Annotated in this window: 16 protein-coding genes and 1 pseudogene; 7 read left to right on the plus strand and 10 right to left on the minus strand. The window is 35.7% G+C overall.

The features are described from left to right. Positions 1 to 286: 286 nt before the first annotated feature. Positions 287 to 724: a hypothetical protein gene (locus F6K18_RS25200; protein WP_287525053.1), complete on the plus strand. Its 438-nt coding sequence runs from the start codon at positions 287 to 289 to the stop codon at positions 722 to 724. 100 nt (positions 725 to 824) lie between these two features. On the opposite strand, the gene F6K18_RS25205 is transcribed toward F6K18_RS25200, so the two are convergent. Then, positions 825 to 1,703, minus strand: coding sequence for a tetratricopeptide repeat protein (locus F6K18_RS25205; protein WP_287525054.1), 879 nt, complete (start codon positions 1,701 to 1,703; stop codon positions 825 to 827). A gap of 618 nt (positions 1,704 to 2,321) precedes the next feature. Here F6K18_RS25205 and F6K18_RS25210 point away from each other — a divergent pair. Next, positions 2,322 to 3,320, plus strand: a complete 999-nt coding sequence (locus tag F6K18_RS25210) for a hypothetical protein (protein WP_287525055.1) — start codon at positions 2,322 to 2,324, stop codon at positions 3,318 to 3,320. A 1,045-nt stretch (positions 3,321 to 4,365) separates the two neighbouring features. Here the strand turns inward: F6K18_RS25210 and F6K18_RS25215 are convergent. From F6K18_RS25215 to F6K18_RS25240, 6 genes are all read right to left on the minus strand, one after another. After that, the gene (locus F6K18_RS25215; protein ID WP_287525056.1) at positions 4,366 to 5,520 is read right to left on the minus strand and encodes a homocysteine biosynthesis protein; all 1,155 of its coding nucleotides are present in this window, start codon (positions 5,518 to 5,520) and stop codon (positions 4,366 to 4,368) included. A 315-nt stretch (positions 5,521 to 5,835) separates the two neighbouring features. Next, positions 5,836 to 7,020: an AI-2E family transporter gene (locus F6K18_RS25220; protein ID WP_287525057.1), complete on the minus strand. Its 1,185-nt coding sequence runs from the start codon at positions 7,018 to 7,020 to the stop codon at positions 5,836 to 5,838. 969 nt (positions 7,021 to 7,989) lie between these two features. Further along, complete coding sequence (locus tag F6K18_RS25225) at positions 7,990 to 8,352, minus strand: transposase (protein ID WP_287525058.1); 363 nt, start codon at positions 8,350 to 8,352, stop codon at positions 7,990 to 7,992. A gap of 158 nt (positions 8,353 to 8,510) precedes the next feature. Next, positions 8,511 to 8,762: a hypothetical protein gene (locus tag F6K18_RS25230; RefSeq protein ID WP_287525059.1), complete on the minus strand. Its 252-nt coding sequence runs from the start codon at positions 8,760 to 8,762 to the stop codon at positions 8,511 to 8,513. Positions 8,763 to 8,987: 225 nt separating this feature from the next. Then, positions 8,988 to 9,905 (minus strand): hypothetical protein, encoded by a 918-nt coding sequence (locus tag F6K18_RS25235; RefSeq protein WP_287525060.1) that lies wholly within the window; start codon positions 9,903 to 9,905, stop codon positions 8,988 to 8,990. A gap of 62 nt (positions 9,906 to 9,967) precedes the next feature. After that, positions 9,968 to 10,165, minus strand: a complete 198-nt coding sequence (locus tag F6K18_RS25240; RefSeq protein WP_124154965.1) for a hypothetical protein — start codon at positions 10,163 to 10,165, stop codon at positions 9,968 to 9,970. Between the two features lie 479 nt (positions 10,166 to 10,644). Between F6K18_RS25240 and F6K18_RS25245 the strand changes: the two genes are divergently transcribed. From F6K18_RS25245 to F6K18_RS25265, 5 genes are all read left to right on the plus strand, one after another. Beyond that, complete coding sequence (locus tag F6K18_RS25245) at positions 10,645 to 10,845, plus strand: hypothetical protein (RefSeq protein ID WP_287525061.1); 201 nt, start codon at positions 10,645 to 10,647, stop codon at positions 10,843 to 10,845. Positions 10,846 to 10,926: 81 nt separating this feature from the next. Next, positions 10,927 to 12,246 (plus strand): class I SAM-dependent methyltransferase, encoded by a 1,320-nt coding sequence (locus tag F6K18_RS25250; RefSeq protein ID WP_287525062.1) that lies wholly within the window; start codon positions 10,927 to 10,929, stop codon positions 12,244 to 12,246. Between the two features lie 591 nt (positions 12,247 to 12,837). Then, on the plus strand, positions 12,838 to 13,374 hold the full coding sequence (locus F6K18_RS25255; RefSeq protein ID WP_287525063.1) for a type IV pilin-like G/H family protein: 537 nt from the start codon (positions 12,838 to 12,840) through the stop codon (positions 13,372 to 13,374). Positions 13,375 to 13,456: 82 nt separating this feature from the next. Further along, on the plus strand, positions 13,457 to 15,679 hold the full coding sequence (locus tag F6K18_RS25260) for an O-linked N-acetylglucosamine transferase, SPINDLY family protein (protein WP_287525064.1): 2,223 nt from the start codon (positions 13,457 to 13,459) through the stop codon (positions 15,677 to 15,679). 92 nt (positions 15,680 to 15,771) lie between these two features. Continuing rightward, positions 15,772 to 16,419, plus strand: a complete 648-nt coding sequence (locus F6K18_RS25265; protein WP_353735161.1) for a Uma2 family endonuclease — start codon at positions 15,772 to 15,774, stop codon at positions 16,417 to 16,419. 59 nt (positions 16,420 to 16,478) lie between these two features. On the opposite strand, the gene F6K18_RS25270 is transcribed toward F6K18_RS25265, so the two are convergent. The 3 genes and pseudogenes from F6K18_RS25270 to F6K18_RS25280 form a co-directional block, all read right to left on the minus strand. After that, positions 16,479 to 17,408 (minus strand): hypothetical protein, encoded by a 930-nt coding sequence (locus F6K18_RS25270; RefSeq protein ID WP_287525065.1) that lies wholly within the window; start codon positions 17,406 to 17,408, stop codon positions 16,479 to 16,481. Continuing rightward, entirely contained in the window at positions 17,408 to 19,051 is a 1,644-nt protein-coding gene (locus F6K18_RS25275; protein WP_287525066.1) for a hypothetical protein, read from the minus strand. The genes F6K18_RS25270 and F6K18_RS25275 overlap by 1 nt, the downstream gene beginning before the upstream one ends. A 434-nt stretch (positions 19,052 to 19,485) precedes the next feature. Further along, positions 19,486 to 19,695 (minus strand): annotated as a pseudogene (locus F6K18_RS25280) (hypothetical protein); the annotation flags it as partial.

Here is a 19,695-nt window from a genome sequence, read left to right on the forward strand (position 1 = left end):
CATACTTAGAAGTTACAAAAATGAAATCCTTACTTAAGGATATATACCCATAAAAAAGTTATTTTGTCAGTGATCTAAATCATTATTTCTCCGTTATTCTATCAGTACACAGCTTGACACAAAGCTCATACTATAAAAGTGGCACATCAGTAATAATACTGTTGAGAAAAAAGTTCTTCTAGCTTCATCCATTTAAGGATGTGTGATTTAACTAATTCACAAAAGTTTAATTAGAACAGGTCTCTATGGTGAAAAATCTTAATTAAGTATTGTGGAATATACTGAGATGAGAAACCCTTTTATAAAATTTATAAAAATAGCCTCTATAACTATTAGTACTATTCTTAGCTACAGCACGATCGATATAAATTCAGCACAGGCAGCTAATAATAATGCCTCAGAATTTTTTTTAACAGCTCAGGCAACCCAAGCAGATGTTAAAATAGATCCTACTACTGTAATTGGTGATGTTATTAACTCGAAAGCTAATAATGAAGCAATAGCAGTTACAAAACTTCTAATTCTACTGCTACAAAACAGTAATTTGGAGTTAAAGTTTCTTTACACCTACAGTCAAACAGACTTGATGATGGCAAAGGTAGGAAATTGGAAATATAGTCTTAATCCTCATCAAGAAACTTCTCAAACACTAATAGATCAAGTCACAATATTGGGAGTAGGGTTAATTAGTATTAGCTATTTACTTGCAAAAAAAAGACCCTGATAATTTATCAGAGTTCAATAGATTAAATAAATCTTTAAGTCCAAAATTGTTTAGTGTTTGAATTTAACTAATTTGGAGCTAATGCTAATCTAATTATTTTCTACTCTTCTACCTGAGTTTCAGTAGCATTTGATTCTGGAGATGCTTGTGGTTCGGAACCGGAATTAGCCGAAACTTCCTGCTTAATTTGATCTTTAAATCCTGCAGGAGCTAGTTCTATTGCCAGATCGAAAAGCTCTTGAGCAGCTTCATTATTACCTTGCTCTCTGAGCATAATTGCCTTAGCTAAAACAGGCCGAAAATCTTCAGCATTGCCCTTAATTGCTTCATCATAAACAGCGATCGCCTCATCGTAGCGTTTCTGCTCTGCATAAACCTGTCCCAAAATCAACTGCACTGAAACCACATCAATACTGCCAGCTTCCACTTGATTTGCCACAGGAGCCGCTTTTAGTGTATCCTGTAATAAACCAATAGCAGCTTCCGGGCGCTCCTGTTGCAACAACAAATTAACCAAACCCTGCAAAGCCTTTAAATCTCCAGGTTTAGCTGCCAGAAGGGAACGATAAATTTGAGCCGCACCTTCGCGATCGCCTGTATATGTTTTAGCTTGAGCTAGCAGTACATTATAATCTGTATTACCAGGATTTAATTCAGATAATTTTTCTAATGGAGGTATAACCTCCTCAATATTGCCCTTTCCTGATTGAATTAACTCTAACTTAACTTGTAAAAGTCCTTGTAGTGCAGTTTGATTATCTGGTTCCCTTTGTAAAACTAACTCATAACCCCGTGCTTGTGCCAGCAAATCTGCTTCTTGATCTGCTACAGGAGTCTGAGTTGAAGATGGAGTGGATTGACCATTATTTTGATTGGCCTCTAATAGTCCCCCTAATAAAGGAGATAGAGAAAATCCTAAAAAAGCAATTATTACCAACACCACCACCGCCATCAAAAAACCACGACGTTTATCTACCATGAGATTAAATTCCGTTCTACTGAACTTATTCAGACTTACCCAAACTGCGGTTTGAGCTTTGGAGAATAGCTTCCTGCGCAGTACCCGAAGGTTGCCACCTAATCTTCTCCACAGGCTTAAAATCGGTGGTAATTCCACCTAATAAAAGCTTTTGATTAATTTGAAAACTTTGCTACTCTATTCCATTATTTTCGGGTATTTTAAGGTTAATGGATTTGTTAACCACCTTTATAGGCAACCTACTCTTAAAAGTTTTGTATAGGATTTCAACCCTGAGAATTAAATTAAGTTAGCTTGGTTCTTGCCTTTGTTATTGTAGCAAACTGTCAAATACTTCCACAATTCATTATATACGTGTCCAATTTTTTTTCATTTCCTACGGTATGCTGTGCAAACGAGCCAAGAAAATTAAAGAATTGTGGAAAATGTACGGATTAATCAACAATCTAATTGGATTAATAACAATAGTGTCGATTTATTGTCTCGGATTGCCCACCCGCGACAATAATACTATAGCTTATGTCTTCCCACTTAATCAATTAAAAAGTTGCCCTATAAGGGCGAGGCACATCCCCCAATTTTTCGGTAAAATTAACTAATAAATCTTCAGGTAAAGAGATGGCCAAAGAGAAAGATCGAGATATTCATACTTTAACTGTGACAGATAATCAGCCGTTAAATTCTTGGGAATCTCAAGATTTAGATCAAAATGAAATTGATACTCCTAATCAAGATAATACTATTGTGCGACAACATCCAATTGCTCCCCCAAGTGAACCAAAACAGTATCGAGCTATAGGTTTAGTTCGAGGTCGTTATCAACCTTCTACAGAACAATTTACACGGGGCAGTTTACAAACTCCAGATGGTTCAGAAATAGATGCTGTATTGTTAGGTCGGGTAATGAGTCTATTAAAAAATCATTTAGACCTAGAGGAGGAACATCTGTGGGTTGTTTATCCTCGTACTAGACAAGAAAATGATGACCTACATATCCAAATTATGGGGGTATGGGAACCAGAAACCCTCAGAAAAATTAAAAATACTGAATCAAAAGATAATGTTACTTCTTCTTTGACCATTTCTCCCACTGCTGAAGATAATCAAAGTGAAGAAATACCACAAACATCAGAAGATATAGATAATTCTCAACAAACTACTATTGTTACTGATGATGAGACTCAAATAGATAGTTTATTAAGCTTAAATGATGGTTATTTTTCCATCCGAGGAGAAGTAATTTATCAATCTCAAGAAGAAGAATATATAATAGTTAGAGTTAAACAAGCTCCTCGCAAGGATGAAGATACTCCTAGGTTTTTCAAGCTGAAACTAAAAGGGAATTTAGGCGATCGCCCACTGAATCGTTTCTGGGATTTACATATTCAAAGGCAGGATACATTTCTTGTTGTTCAATATGCTAATGATATAGGTAGTCTATTTGTTAATAATCGTCGTAAGCCTCCATTTAAAGGTCGAAAAACATTTAATGATAATAGAAGAAGTAATTATTCTCGCAGACCTACTTCCCAGAATTATAATTCGGCAAATTCAGCTCCAACAAGAAAAGAACCTATTCCTAAACCTACTAAAAAAAAGAAAAATACAGATGAGTAGGATAATTTATTTTTGTTTTTTTATAGTTTTTAGCGACAAAGTTTGGAGAATTTTCTCATAATTAGCATACTTGGGAAAAAGGGAAAAAGGAAAGAAAGGAGTAGCAAATAAATTATCAATATCTTTATCTTTAATTTTATATCTAAGTACCTATGCAAAATTAATACCAAATATCACGCATTTTTGCTACATTTTATTAATATGTGAGATACCTTGCATACAACATCTGTATAGAGTAGAGAAATAACGAATAAAATATATTTACTTCATATAAATAATTGCTAAAAACATGAGTGAACTATTATTATTACCTAATAACTGAAGTGTTCAATAAGTATAAAATTATGTTGGGGAATTTGAAAAAAGAATTCTACAAAAAGGTAGATATTAATCGGAGCTGCTTAAAAATAGGTGTTCCAGGTCATTTTAGATAGTTATTTATATCGTTTTTTCCTTTTTTTCAATATTTACCGAATAATTAAGGTAAAAATCCTCTCCTTTCAAGGAGAAACAAGTGGTCGTTCGCGACAGCGGAACGGAGTTCTCTCTTCGGAGCTTCCCGAAGGGTGGGATGGCGATCTTCGGAGCGGGTCTGCAAGAACGGGTCTCCTCGCTGTCCTCCAATCGACCAAGAGAAGAAAAAATTTTCATGATTAGTCTTACCTCTCCTTGAAAAGAAGAGGTAATTATTAATTATTAATTATTAATTAGGGCTTGCTGAATAAATCTAAAAGCATTGACATATAAAGGTTTTAGGATTTTTTAGTTTAAAAAATTCCAACCTTTTAGGTCGCTTAGGTTCAAAAATTTGGCGTTGCACAGTGACGAATGATTTGATATTTTTGATTGAATTGGATTTTGGATTAATCAATTGCTAGAATTATTAATTAATGGTTTTTTTAGTCAAAGTCTAGACTAATTTTTGGCAATATCATTCCACAATGTGCAACCCCAAAAATTTAGCATTCGCAAATTGTTAACTAAGTCGAAACTCCTAACTTCTGCGCCAGACGAATGGAACAGCTCCCCTAACTCTGATTCAAAATTAACTTTCTAGAAATGGCAAAAAAGTTCTATCCATAGGAATTGGAGCAACTGATTCAGTTAGAGTAAATTCTCCCGCTTCAATCCACTGTTTTAACTCTAAAGCAATTTGATTAGAAAGGAAAATACTGGCAAGAGGGGCACTTCTGACAAGTTTGCCCTCTATTTTTATACGACCAGACTTGAGTTGAGCATAGCTAACTAAACCAAAAGTTGGACGTACCCGTCGGGGAATGGAAAAATCTACTACTGGTGCAACAATATCTTGGTCTTGAATAGTACAGTTAGCTACTACTTTCTCATTCAAAACAGGCAGAGGAATGCCTACACCCAACATAATTGAGGGACCATGATTTTTGAAATAGCAACCACGCACCCATTTAGATTGCATTTGTTTCCCATCTCCAATCAAGGCCAAAGTCGCAGCAGGTCCAATGGGAGTACGATTAGGTAAACGTTTTTGTAAAGGAAAGTGTTGAGTACCTTCCCAAGTTATATATCCAATACCACCGCCCAAAAATATACGAGTACCAATACCAATTACTTGTAAATCTGGATCGTTGAATAGTGGAGAAATAGCACCAGTATTAGAATAAACTGCATTACCTAAATTTGGCATCAGAGGCCCAAGATAGGTAAATAGAGGGCGATCGCCACCGTTTACACCAACTATAAAATTTTGATATAGATTTCGTGGATTGAATAAATAAAACTGGTTAATTGTTTCACGGGTAATTGTCGTTTCAAAGGTAGCTCTGGGATAACAATCTGTTACTTGACCAATTGCCCTAAGATGGACAGGTTTACCTGCAATTAGGTCTTCAATTACATGACCACCACCTCTTTCTTTAGATTCTTCATTATCTTCAGGTATTTGAGTGGCGCCAAGATATAAATCCACAGCCCCAAAGCCCGAATAAGCAGGGATACCATCTAACCAGCAGGAGCGAATTTTAATTGGTGGGTCAGTATGTCCTAGATTAATGATAGCTCCAGAGGACTCCATTGGCTCAAAAGTCCCGGTGGTAATTACATCAACTTCTTTTGCTACTTGGGTAACACTGGTTTCAGCAACTCTAGTTTTTACTTCTGTTACTGTGGATACAACGGCTTTTTTGTTGATAATTTTGTCGTTAATTTCAGCAATTGTTCTCATATTAGCAATATGATTTTAGTTGTGAGATATTGGAGACTTTTAGGGAACAGGGAACAGGGAACAGGGAACAGGGAACAGGGAAGAAAAAAAACGAATATATATGAATAAGATAACTGCTATATTCTATAATTTAAAGGAACACCTCAATTCTCACATCTGATTCCTGAATCCTTGCCTATTAAATTTCTTCTTCTGAACTAGATTTAGGTAAATCTTCTGTACTTTGATATTCTATTTGCTCTACTAGGGAACAGGGAACAGGGAACAGGGAACAGGGAAGAAAAAAAACGAATCTGATTCCTGAATCCTTGCCTATTAAATTTCTTCTTCTGAACTAGATTTAGGTAAATCTTCTGTACTTTTATCTTCTACTTGCTCTACTTTAGAATCAATTTTATCTTCTACCTGGTTCTGATTAACTTCCGCAGATTTAGTCATAACATTGACGGTATTTCTTTCATATGAAAAATTTTCAATTTGCCAATTATCAAGAATATCTTTAATTAATAACTCTTGAATCCAGACTTGAGCAATAATTGTTAAAGGTAAAGCGAGTAAAAGTCCTGAAAATCCAAAAAAGCTAGCAAAAAATACTTGGGAAATTAATGTCATAGCAGGTAACAAAGAAACTTGTTTCGCCATTACATAAGGAGTCAAAATATTACCCTTAATTTGTTGAATCAGAATGTAAATCAACAAAACTAAACCAGATTTTAAAGGAGAATCTATCAGAGCGATCGCCATCGGCGGAATTACACTAAGAGTCGGTCCAATATTCGGTATTAAAGTTAGTAACCCTGCCAAAATAGCTTGAGCTGAAGCCAGAGGGAGCTGCAATATAGATAGACCAATAAAACTTAGTAAAGCAATTACACTCATATTAATTAAAGTGCCAATTACCCACCCTCCTAATGCTATTTCACAATGGTTTAAAATTAGGTTTACTCGTTGTCGATAAAAATTGGGAAATAATTGTATAAATGCTTGACGGTAGGCACTAGGATTTACCAACATCATTATGGTTAAAACTAGAATTAGTAGTAAGCTCAGAAATATTCCGAAAGTATTACCAACGAACTCTCCAGCATTATTAATTAGTTGATTAAATATAGGTTGTAGTTGAGTAACAACTTCATTAATATCAATGTTTGGTAATTGCTCTCTAAGTTGAATAGGTAATTGTTCTTTGAGTATATTCAACCAATCATTTAATTTATTAATACCCAAGGGAACAATAGTTATTAACTGTTGAAACTGCTCCGCTAAAGGTGGAACAATTACCCAGAAAAAAGTCACAATTATTAGTATAAATAGACTGACCGATATTAATACAGCTAGGGATCTATTTATGCTGAAACGTTGTAGCCATCTAGCTAGTTTATTGAGAGTAGTAGCAATTACCACTGCGGTAAATACTAGCAGTAATAATTGACGGATCTGCCACAATATATATATGGAAGCGAGGATGGCGAATAGTCCAATCCAATTACCTAGATTCACAAGAATTATAATTAAAGTATGGATTTTAAGTATATAGGTTAATGTATTCTATCTTGAATTTGTGTAATATTTAATTACAATTTACACCTTGATATTAGCTTGGTTAAAACAGAAGAAATGAGCAGCGATCGCTTATGAATTAGCTGCCTTCATCAAACAAAAATATCCCATTTTTTAGTCTATACTTTACCCATAACTAGAGCAAACGTTGATGGTCAGATGAGCTAGTGTAGCGGAGTAGACAAAGAAACAATGACAAATCCTTTAAATATGATTAACTATTATCATAAAATTTATTGATTTGACCTCTCCTCATTGCCGACTCCGCTACACCCCTACTCCCAAAAAGTTTCAATACTTATTAGGTAAAACATAGTTTTTTACTAGAGGTGATAGGTTAATTTAGAGCTGTCTAAAACTTTCAATTTTCTGGTTTAAATCTCGCCAAAATTTCTGTAGGAGATAAATTAGATAAATCTACTATTAATCTGGCTAAATCTACAGCAGAAAAATCTATCATTTGTGAGATTATTACCGAATAATTAAGGTAAAAATCCTCTCCTTTAAAGGAGAAACAAGCGGTCGTTCGCGACAGCGGAACGGAGTTCTCTCTTCGGAGCTTCCCGAAGGGGGGGATGGCGTACTTCGGAGCGGGTCTGTAAGAACGGGTCTCCTCGCTGTCCTCCAATCGACCAAGAGAGAAAAAATTTTCATGATTAGTCAATCCTCTTCTTTTCAAGGAGAGGTAATAATTAATAATTAATAATTAATAATTAATTATTACAGCGCTTTCCGTTGTTATGAGGTACAGTAACAGCACTTAGCAAACCAGTTTTTTAAATGTTGAGGATTCATTAAGTTAATTGCCACAGAGATGATTCTATCAACCATTTTTGCTGTAGTTGGAGAACAGCTCCGTAAAAAAGATTTTAATTGTGACCACCATAATTCAATGGGATTAAAATCCGGTTAGTATGGAGATAAATTTAGAACTTTAGCTCCTACAGATTTAATCATTTGTTCAATTGATGCTAGTTTATGTGCAGGTAAATTATCGAGCACAACTACCGCCCCTGGCCATAGTTCTGGTAGTAAAAAATGTTCAATAAATACTTTGAATGCTTTGCTATCCATGGAATTATTTATTGTCATTAACCCTACTACTTCTTTAACACTTATTGCACCAATTACTGTGACTTTTTGACCTCGATAAAATGGCTTCATTTCATATACTCTAGTTCCCTTGTTTGAACCGGCATGAGTTCTTGTTAAACCAAGCATTACACCTGTTTCATCTATAAAAACTAAATTTTCTGGGTCTATATCTTTCACTTTTTCCCCATATTCTGCTCTTAATTTTTGAACTCTTTCTGTCCCCGCTTGGCTACTACGAAGTGTTTTTTTACGGCTTAATCCCAGTTTTTGTCAAGCTCGAAATATGGCAGTACGACTTACCAAATTTCCTGTTTTTATCCAAATAATTCACATAATTATTCTAGAGTTGCATCTGGATGTTCTGATACCAATTGTTTTAAATCTAAATCTGCATTTGTCAGATGACTAAATCTTGGTTTCCCAGGTTTTAATGGTTCTAAATTTCCATCTGTTTTGTGTTGTTTTACCAGTTTTTGCACTAAGCTTTTAGCAACAGAAAATGTGATAGCCACCTGACGAATTGATATTTTTTGTTTCAAGTGTGCATCAACTATTTTTTCTCGCAGTTCTATTGGATATGACTTCATAGCTATATCATCAAATTCCTATTTCTAACTGTACCTCATAACTTCGGAAACTACTGTAATTATTAATTGTTGAACTCTAGCTTTTCATCCAATGTGCCGAACTTAAATATTAAAAAACTTTCTATAAATTCCCGTTGTGCTTACTTTACTCCTTGTTGAAATCCTTGTTGTATACCCGACTGAGTTGCCTCCTCTAAACCTTGGGAAAAAGTGGTGATAATTTGATTAATTTTCACCTCCAAATCTAGCTAACAATTCATCACGGGACAATTGTAATAGTAAAGGCATTAATTCTGGTAGAGATAGAGATTGTAACCGCTGAATAATTACCTCCAGTTCCCGATCTAATTGCCCAAAACGAAACACAAGCAAATTTTCAATCACTTCTCTATGTCCTTGTTGTACTCCTTGTTGTATACCTTGTTGTATACCTGACTGAGTTGCCTCCTCTAAACGTTGGGAAAAAAGTGGTGATAATCTCATAATTAACTCCCGATCTTCTGAATCTATATCTGGATTTACTTCTATATTACTTAGCAAATCAGATAACAACAATAAAGCATTTTCACGCTGAGGATTATCCTGAGGTAATGCTTCTAACTCATCTATAGCTTGAGACTGTACTTTTCCCCTACCTAATATTCTCAGCCACATTGTTTCTGGAATTCGTGGTAACTGATGAATTACTACTATTGCCGTGCGTAAATATTCCGGTAAAAAATAAATTCCTCTCAGCCAATTTTCTTCATCTGAACTAGCACCAAATCCATTTAATATAGGTTGAGAAGCAGTAGGAGTAAGTATCCATAATTTCGGATAATCATCTTCATAAATACGGCTATTATTGCGGTTCGCTTCTCTTTGAAATTCTCCCCTAACTTCCAGTAATTTCAGCAAACAACTACAAATTTCATTAGGGGTTACAGGATTTCGGTAAGGTTCAAATAAAGCAGTTGTTGTGGCAAAACGACCTAATAATCCTAATACTTTTAGGTTTCCTTGAAGTTGTGGTTGTGGTGAAAACCAGACATCTATTTGCCTAGCTTCTCCCCGCACTTCACGGGGTGCTTTTACTTCGCCAATAATTGATAGTAATTCTTCTAAATATTGTTTAGCAAATTGGTCATAAAGGAATCTAGTCATCAAGTTTTCTTACTTTTCTCAAATTTCTCTGAAATCACCTAAAAACCCACTTTCTTTACCCTTTATTCCACATTCTGAACTTGTCCCCAAAGTCGCCATCCCAATAATATCCCTACAACTATTGGAGGTGTGAGTACAGCAATGATGGCATTGGTTGCTGTGGAGGAAATGGAAAGGTAGGGGCCAGCATATTTGATCGAGAGGGAAAGTCCAGCAGAGAGAATTAGGACTTTGAGAATGAAGATTATTTTATTATTCATATTACGATGTTATAATTAAGGATTAAATATTTTGCAAAATGTAGAATTAAATCCCCCCTAACCGCCTTAAAAATGGGGGAACTTTTCCTAATACTCTGTAGAGATTTGCTCTCCAAACCGCCGGATAAATTTTGACTTGATTTTGTGTAGCCACTATCTCAATCAACATTTACTTAAATTATAACTATACAATTTTCAGGGCGTTGCTGATTCTGGGTATGATTTGATAATTTTGTATTTGGGATTTTTTATTTTGGATGGTTTGAACTACTTGTTAATATTAACTTTTCCCAGATCCGGTGTTCCCAGTTAAGTGTTCCCTATCAACCTACTTTCATACCTTAATTCAGCAATGCCTTTTCAGTTTAATTAAGTAAGCTTTTTATTTTCAAGTCCCCCTATTTTCAGATAAACATTTATAACTATTAAGTCCCCCTTTCTCAGGGGGATTTAGGGGGATAGATATGAATAACTAGGGTTTGCTGAAAAAGTATTTTAGTAGGGGTAGGAGACAGGAGATAGCTATACTGGATACAGGAGAAATGGATCGGGAGCGAGGAAGTAGGAGCGGGCGTTTTGTAAGAATGATTTTTCTGCCCAACTATGTGCCTAAAATACGCTCCATGCATGAGCGTGAAGAGCTGAAACAGGGGCACTTTTTTCGTTCCCAAAAAGGCTAAAGTATTTATATGTCAATGCTTTTATATTTAATCAGCAATCCCTAACTATTCTTCTAACTCAGCACTACCAATCAAACAATTATGAACTATCAAGAATCAGAACTACAAGCAAAAATTCGTCAACAATTTGATTTTGTAACTTATCCCAGAATACCTGTTGAAAAATCTCCTAAAGATGACTATGAATCACTTTTTATTCATAATCTTGTCACACCATATTATCTGAGAAATAAAAAAGTTATAGGAACTGAAAATAAGGTTATTTTAGATGCGGGATGTGGCAGTGGTTATAAAGCATTAGTCTTAGCAGAAGCAAATCCAGAGGCAAAAATAGTCGGCATTGATATTTCGGAAAAATCTGTAGAATTAGCTCGGCAACGTCTCAAATATCATGGTTTTGATAATGCCGAATTTCATGTATTGCTTATAGAAGAATTGCCAAGTTTAGGTTTAGAGTTTGACTATATTAATTGTGATGAAGTGCTGTATTTATTACCAGATATAGTTGCTGGTTTACAGGGAATGAAATCTGTTTTAAAACCTGATGGAATTATTAGAACAAATCTCCATAGTTCCCTCCAACGCCATAACTATTTTCAGGTGCAAGAAGTTTTTCAAATGATGGGATTAATGAATGAAAATCCTGGAGAAATGGAAATGGAACTAGCACGAGAAACTTTGGATACTTTGAAAGATTCAATTATTCTGAAACGGCAAATTTGGAAACCCGAAAGGGCAAAAAATGAAGAATGGATGCTGAGTAATTATTTATTACTGGGAGATAAAGGTTATACAATTCCAGAAGTTTTTGCTGCTTTGAAAAGTGCCGATCTAGAATTTATTAATATGGTGAAATGGCGACAGTGGGAAATAATGGATTTGTTTAAAAATGAAGATGATTTGCCAGCTTTTTTAGCCATGAGTTTACCTGAAATTTCTTTGGAGGAACGACTACATTTATTTGAACTTTTACAACCCATGCACCGTTTGTTGGACTTTTGGTGTGGTCATCCCCAACAAAGTCAATCTTTTGTGCCAGTTTCCGAATGGACAGACTCTGACTGGCAAAAGGCTAAGGTACAACTACATCCTCAGTTACGAAATTCTCAAGCTAGGGAGGATTTGATTAACTGTATCAATAACCATAAACCTTTTGAGATTAGTAATTATGTCAAGTTGCCCAGTTTAACACCTATTCATATAGATAGTAGTATGGCTGTTTGTTTGCTGCCTCTGTGGGACGGGGTTTGTACTGTAGAATCTTTGGTAGAACGGTTGGTCAAGATTAGGCCATTAGACCCGATTACTTTAGAAGCAGTGAGTCAGGAGAGGTGTTGGGAGGAGGTTAGGGAATTATTGGATACTCTAGATCCTTTTCTTTATGTGCTTTTGGAGTGCTAGATCCCCCCAACCCCCCTTGATAAGGGGGGCTTTAAGTTTCCCCCCTTCTTAAGGGGGGACTAAGGGGGGATCGAATTTATTTTGGACTCCATTTCGGTCTCAATGACTACCGATACAATTTTGCTAACATTTGTTAACAATGCACAGCAAGCAAGACCTGCTGAGGGGGTATCTCCCAATGTCTACAAGAAAACCTGTAGACGCTTTTAAGCACTTACGTCGCCTTGGTTATCGGCTAAACAGAGGTTTTAATTACTTGACCATGCTAGAGATAACTTATCAGGATAGCGGTTACATAGTGGCCTGGTTTTGCACCACAAACTACTCTCTCTAAGGACAATTATAGCACAATCTATGCAACTATATCAATGTATATGAATTTATGTGAATAAATATTAGCAAATCGACAATAGTTAATCTACCTCGCCTCGCAATGACAAACCTGGCTTTCTTTAATACTCTCTTGATAAGTTGGCTCGTTAGATGTCTCTGAAAAAAAAATTTCCTGGGGGATGATATGAATTTTTGCCAAGGTGGGTAAGTTAGATTCAGGAGATAAATTTTATTTGTCCAATTTTTATAGGAGAAAACATGAAAACTGAATTTAAGGCTAAGTTCTTACAGCACGTTGCTAAGAAGAGAAAGGAAGAGGGTTTTACTCTGATTGAATTGTTGGTGGTTATCATTATTATTGGTATTTTGTCTGCTATTGCGTTGCCTTCTTTCTTAAACCAAGCTAATAAGGCGAAGCAGTCTGAGGCGAAGCAGTATTTGGCTTCTATTAATAAGGGTCAGCAAGCTTATTATGCGGAGGAAGGTAAATTTCTCACTGGCGATATTGCTGAGAACATAGGAAAGCTCGGTTTAGGTATTAAAACTGCTACAAGTAACTATACCTATGATATTACTGCTGCTGAGGGCAAAGAAGTTGACGGTGAAGCAGCTGTTGCAGCTTGGACAGCGGATAGTGCTGCTGGTCTCAGAGGATATGCAGGAATGGTATATCTGATAGACGCAAATGGAGCATTAACTTCCCAGACAATTCTTTGTGAGGGAGAGAATGCAGAGATAGGTGAGCCAACTTATGCTGCTGAATGTGAAAAGACAGGCTATGAAACACCTCTATAACTTTAGCGTTTAAACCACAAAACTTAAAGGTAGCGTAGTATGCGCTACCTATTTATTTTGTAAATTATTAATTTATGTTCTGATGATTTCTGATGAATTGCCTGATAATTGGCAACAACAAGCTAATCAATGTTTAGTTAATAGTAACTATACCAAAGCTATTAACCTTTATGAAAAAGCCATAACCGCACATCCCCAAAATAAGTCATACTATTGGCAATTGGGATTAATATTACTGTTGGAAGGACAAGAAGAGGAAGCACAAACAACTTGGCTATTAGGTATGGCAGATGGAGAAACAGAAGAGGTTGAGTTGTGGACAGCAGAATTAGTAGAAGTATTAGCAATAGAAGCAAATAGACGAGCATTAACAGAAGATTATTCTGTAGCTTGGGTCATCAGACAACACATTCGGGAAATTTACCCCACTGATATTAATAATTTATTACAGTTAATTGATTTATCTATTGTTCTCAAAAACTATACAGGAGAACAACTAAAGGAGTATGGAATAATTGAGCTATTAGAAAATAATACAACTATAGACTTTGAGCAAAATTTATTGCTGCATATATTAAAAAAGCTATTAGTTGATGACCCTAAAAGTTTATCATCCATAGAATTTGCCTCAGTTGCCATTCCTCGAATAGAAAATCGAACTAATCTTATCAACTCTCTAATTCCACCTATATATCAAATTGCATATTCTTTCGCCTCAGTAGGATTTGCTAGAAAATACACAGAATTTTTATTAAAGATTGCCCCAGAGAACAGAGAGCTATTAAGAACTATGGCACAGTTTTCTGTAGAGTTAACAGACTATGCTTTGGCAATTGAATATGCAGAAAAATCCTATTCTTTATCTACAGATATACACGAAAAAGTAATCTCTCATTTCCAGGTTTGTCGAGCTTTAATAACCTCAAGAGGTGCAGATCAAAAAGTTAAAGAAACATTAGACCGACAAGAGTCTCTAATACAAACTCTAGCAGCAGAACCTCCACAAAAACTAGGTACAGTTTCCATGCGTTTGTATAATATGGGTTATATCTTTCCATACATTAGAGACTCCCCAGAAAAAAATCTCAAAATTCGTACTCAGTTATCACAAATTTGTCAGTTAAATTTAGAAATAGCTTGTCAGAAGCAAACAAACAAATACAGTCAGAAGTTAAACAAGAAAAATAATGTCAGTTCACAAACAAAACCTCTGAGAATAGGATATTTATCCCACTGTTTAAGAAGACATTCTGTCGGATGGATTGCCCGATGGTTATTTAAGTATCACAATCGAGATCAATACGAAATTTATTCCTATATGCTAGGAGCGCAACACCGAAACGATCATCTGCAACAGTGGTACGCTAATCAAGCGACTAAAACTCATATCTATAGTATTGTCAGTACAGAAGTAGCAGAAGATATTTATGAAGATGAAATAGATATCTTAATTGATTTAGATAGCATGACATTAATTAATAGTTGTTCAATTATGGCAATGAAAGCAGCACCTATTCAAGCAACATGGTTAGGATGGGGTGCCTCAGGAATACCAACAATTGATTACTATATTGCCGATCCCTATGTCTTGCCAGAAAACGCTCAAGATTATTACCCCCATAAAATTTGGCGACTACCTCAAACTTATGTTGCGGTGGATGGTTTTGAAGTAGACGTACCCAGTCTGAAACGACAAGATTTAGGAATTCCCAATGATGCAGTGGTTTATTTTACTGCTCAGAGAAGTTATAAGTGCAACCCCGATACGGTAAGACTGCAAATGAAAATCCTCAAAGAAGTTTCCAATAGTTACTTCTTGTATAAAAAATTTAGTGACTCAGACATTTTATCAGAATTGCTGATAGACATTGCTGAATCAGAAGGTATTAGTAGCGATCGCCTGATTCCTATAGAAGAAGTCGCTCTAGAAGAAATTCACCGAGCAAATCTAGGTATTGCAGATATTGTTTTAGATACTTATCCCTACAACGGTGCAACAACAACATTAGAAACTTTATGGATGTGTATTCCCATGGTAACGCGGGTTGGTCAACAATTTGCAGCACGCAACAGTTACACCATGATGATGAATGCTGGCATCACTGAAGGTATTGCATGGAGTGATGAAGAATATGTAGAGTGGGGAATTAGGTTAGGGAAAGATGAAAAATTACGTCAGGAAATATCCTGGAAATTGAGAAAGTCGAGGCAAACCGCTCCATTGTGGAATGCCAAACAATTTACTCGTGAGATGGAAAACGCTTACGAGCAAATGTGGCAGAAGTATATTGAGGGGGGAAGTTGATCAGGTTAGTTAAAATGTAGCTAAAGTCATCCTATGACTGAAAGTAGTACAAACCCAGAATGTTTTTTGCAAATCATCGCTATTAAACTATAGTGACTGTTATTGATAAAAGAGCGATCGCTATGAATATAACTAAAACTAGACTAACTTTTGACCAATTTATCGACCAATACCCAGAAGATGGGGTTATTTACGAACTTGTGGATGGAGAAATCAGAGAAATGCGACCCATTGGTGCCCATGAAAACGTTGCGAATTTAATCCAGAGAAATATTGACCGCGAAATCGAACGGCTAAATTTGGATTTAGTAGTGACACGCACTGCATTGGTAAAAACTGTAACAAAAGAAGGGCAAGAACAAGGGCGAATTCCCGACGTTTCTGTAGTGGATGGGGAGATTTGGGATAGATATCTTTACACATACCAGGGGTTTCGGGAACCTTTGAGGTTAGCAGTGGAGGTAACCTCAACTAACTGGGAGGATGACTATGTTGACAAATTTGACGAGTACAAGGGTTTGGGAATTTCCGAGTATTGGATAGTGGATTATTTAGCGATCGCTTCTCGGTCTTATTTAGGTCGTTCTAAAGTGCCCACAGTTTTTGTTTATCAACTTATTAACGGCGAATATCAGAGTCAGGCATTTCGGGGAAAGGATCGGATTATTTCCCCTACTTTCCCAGAACTAGAGTTGACTGTAGAACAAATTGTGGCTGCTAGTCAACCACGAATAAGGTAAAAGCAATATTTCAAATTGTGTAGCTTGGTTTTTCTTCCTCAAGCTCAGGATTAAACTACTCAATTTTGAGTACCATTTTGCCCAACAAATCTAGCTAACAATTCATCACGAGATAATTGCAATAACAAAGGTACTAACTCAGCAGGTAAAAGAGAAAGTGATGGCTCAATTATTGCCTCTAGTTGGTTATCTATTGTACCAAAACGAACTTTGAGAATATTTTCTATTTGTTCTCGGCGTTCTTCTCGTATACCTTGTTGCATACCTTGTTGCATACCTTGTTTTGTAGCCTCTTCTAATCTTTGTGAAAAAAGTGGTGATAATCGCATAATTAACTCCCTATCTTCTGATTCTAAATTTTGATTTACTTCTATATTACTTAGCAAATCTGCTAATAACAATAGCGCATTTGAACGAAACAAATTATCCGCTGGCAATGCTTCTAATTCATCAATTGCTGTTGATTGAACTCTTCCTCTACCCAAAATTCTCAGCCAGAGAGTTTCTGGGGTACAAGGTAACTGATGAATTACTACTATTGCTGTCCTTAAATAGTCAGCCATAAAATAGATTCCTGGCAACCAGTTTTGTTCATCTGAAATAGCACCAAATCCACTTAATATTGTTTGGGAAGCTGTAGGGGTTAGTATCCACAACTTGGGATAATCTGCCGACCTTAGTTGAGTCTGCTTACGTTTAGCTTCACGTTGCAATTCTCCACGAACTTCCCACAACTTAAGCATACAATTAATAATTTCATCCGGCGTTGCTGGATTCCGGAATGGTTCAAATAGAGCTGGTATTGTAGCAAAACGCCCCAATAATCCAAGTGCTTCTAGGTTTCCTTGAAGTTGCGATCTAGGTGAAAACCAAACATCTATTTGTCGTGTTTCTCCTCGAACTTCACGGGGTGCTTTAACTTCTCCAATAGTTGATAGTAATTCTTCTAAATATTGTTTGGCAAATTGGTCGTGAAAAAATCTAGTCATCAATCAATTTTATTTGAGGTTTTATCTGAGAAATTTGATAATTCAATTAGGGGAATATTATCTGCTTTAACCTGAGCGATCGCCTCCCCATTCTCATTATCCAATTTAATCCGACCTTGCAGTTGAGGAATTAAAGTTGACCATTGTATTTGACTCAACTCTCCAACTAAAACAATTTCTGCTCCCTCATCTACCTCTAATTCTGACTCCATTAACAATTTCATCACCACGCTGGATAAAATTAAATCTACATCTTCAGCAGAAATATTACTGTTATCTATTAATAAAGTCATCTTACCTCTATCTGGATGATTCACCAGATTTTTAATTACTGCTTGTAATTCTAATCCCACTGTTTCTTCTGTTTGCGACCAGTCTGGGAAAATAATTAAATTGATTTCTGTTAGGGAAAAAGGCAATCTCTGGGTAACAAAGTTTTCTAGAATTTCCCCTCTAGTTTTGGTGTTTTGCTTGTCGCTGACTATTTCCAGAAAACGCAAAGCGGTAGGAACAGGTGAATAATTTTCAATTGCCCACTTTCTACCTACAATAGATATGCTTTCTAAAATTTCTGGTTCCTCCACAAGGCGATCGACCGTTGCTTGTATATTATCTAAGTCAATACCGATATAGTGTTTCCAATTTTCTGGCATTACTGGTAAATTAACACCATACTTATCAAAATCAATATGAAAAGTCACACATCCAGCAGCTAAGGACTCCCAAAATCTCCAACTATCCCACCATTCAGCATGAAAGTTTTGACCGTTGTTATCTGGAACAATGCAACCTCCAAAAGCTGCACAAGCAAGAGATTTAGTTAGTCTTTGATAATATAAAGGATGATGACGTTGACCAGTTTGCTGCCATAACAAATAGTGATAATTATCTTCTGGTGAAGTATCAAAATTTTCACTAGAAAAGTCAAGTTTGAGAATATTTTTTATTACAGGGTAAAAACGTTCGTCAGCAATTTTTCTTAGGGGAAAATTTACAGTGTATTCTACCCATTTATCATCTTTTATATAATCTGTTCTTTGTATTCCTGGAATCTCCAGCGAAGCATCTATACCAAATAATAATAATGTGTCATGTTTGACTCTATAATTAATTAGTAATTTAGGTCTTCGTTGCTCAAATTTGCTAACTTGTTGAGTCGATTTTAAAATCAGATTAGAGATACCAAAAAACCAAGGGTATAAATTATTCGGATGTTGAACAAAATTATTACAACCCGTTCTTAAAACAATATCAAAATTGTTCATTAAAGTAGGATTTAGGTCATATAATAGGAGACTATGACCATCTGTATCATCTAAATAAACAGTAAAATATTTTCTTTTCGAGTCGAAAAAATCTTCAGGTATCCTTTGATGATTTTCAAACCAGTGATTACTTAAAACTACAACTGAACAATCCCAATGATTGACACTAGAGTCATAATTAAAAAGATATGATTCTGAATCTAATCCTGTTTTCCAATAATTGAAATTAGCATAAAATGGTACTCTTAATAGTTTCAAGCCATCAGCTATATTAATCATTAAATGCTCATAAGCTTCTTCGTGGGATAGATAAAAATAAACTGAACCAGAAAAACTGGTTTGACTATAGAATTTTTCAGTAGCTATACTGGTTGTCATAATCAATAGACATCTCCATAAAATAAAACTGCCCTTTATTTAGCATGATCTATAGTTGTAAAAGTTCCTCACAAAATCATTTTTCGTGCCTTTTTCCTAAAAATATCTTACCTGTTCCCTGTTCCCTGTTCCCTGTTCCCCGTTCCCTACTCTGACAAAAAGTTTATATCTTTTTCGGAGATGTCTAATTTTTATTTTGATTTTTAGTTATCTAGTTGAATAATGCAATTTTCTCAGCTTTAGCTTGAGCGTTCACGGTAGTGATGCGCAGCATTATCGCTTCCTTATTCTCATGTTCCAATTTATCTTGAATCCGGTTGAAGAGTCGTCCGCAGCGACGATAGGAAGCAATCTCAGGGATGCGCGGAGATTGCTTCCTTCCACTCCGTTCCAGTCGCAATGACGCAAGCTATAGTAATTATCCGGATTTTATATTACACCTCTAAATCTTCCTCCATTAACAAATTCATCGCCACGCTAGATAAAATTAAATCTGCATCTTCAGCAGTAATATTGCTGTTATCTATTAATAGAGTCATCTTACCTCTATCTGGATGAGTCACTAGACTTTTAATTACTTCTTGTAATTCCAATCTCACTGTTTCTTCCGGTTGCGACCAATCTGGGGTATTGCTAATACTAAA

The organism is Okeania sp. SIO2C2, from assembly GCF_010692625.1.
GTDB lineage: Bacteria > Cyanobacteriota > Cyanobacteriia > Cyanobacteriales > Microcoleaceae > Okeania > Okeania hirsuta.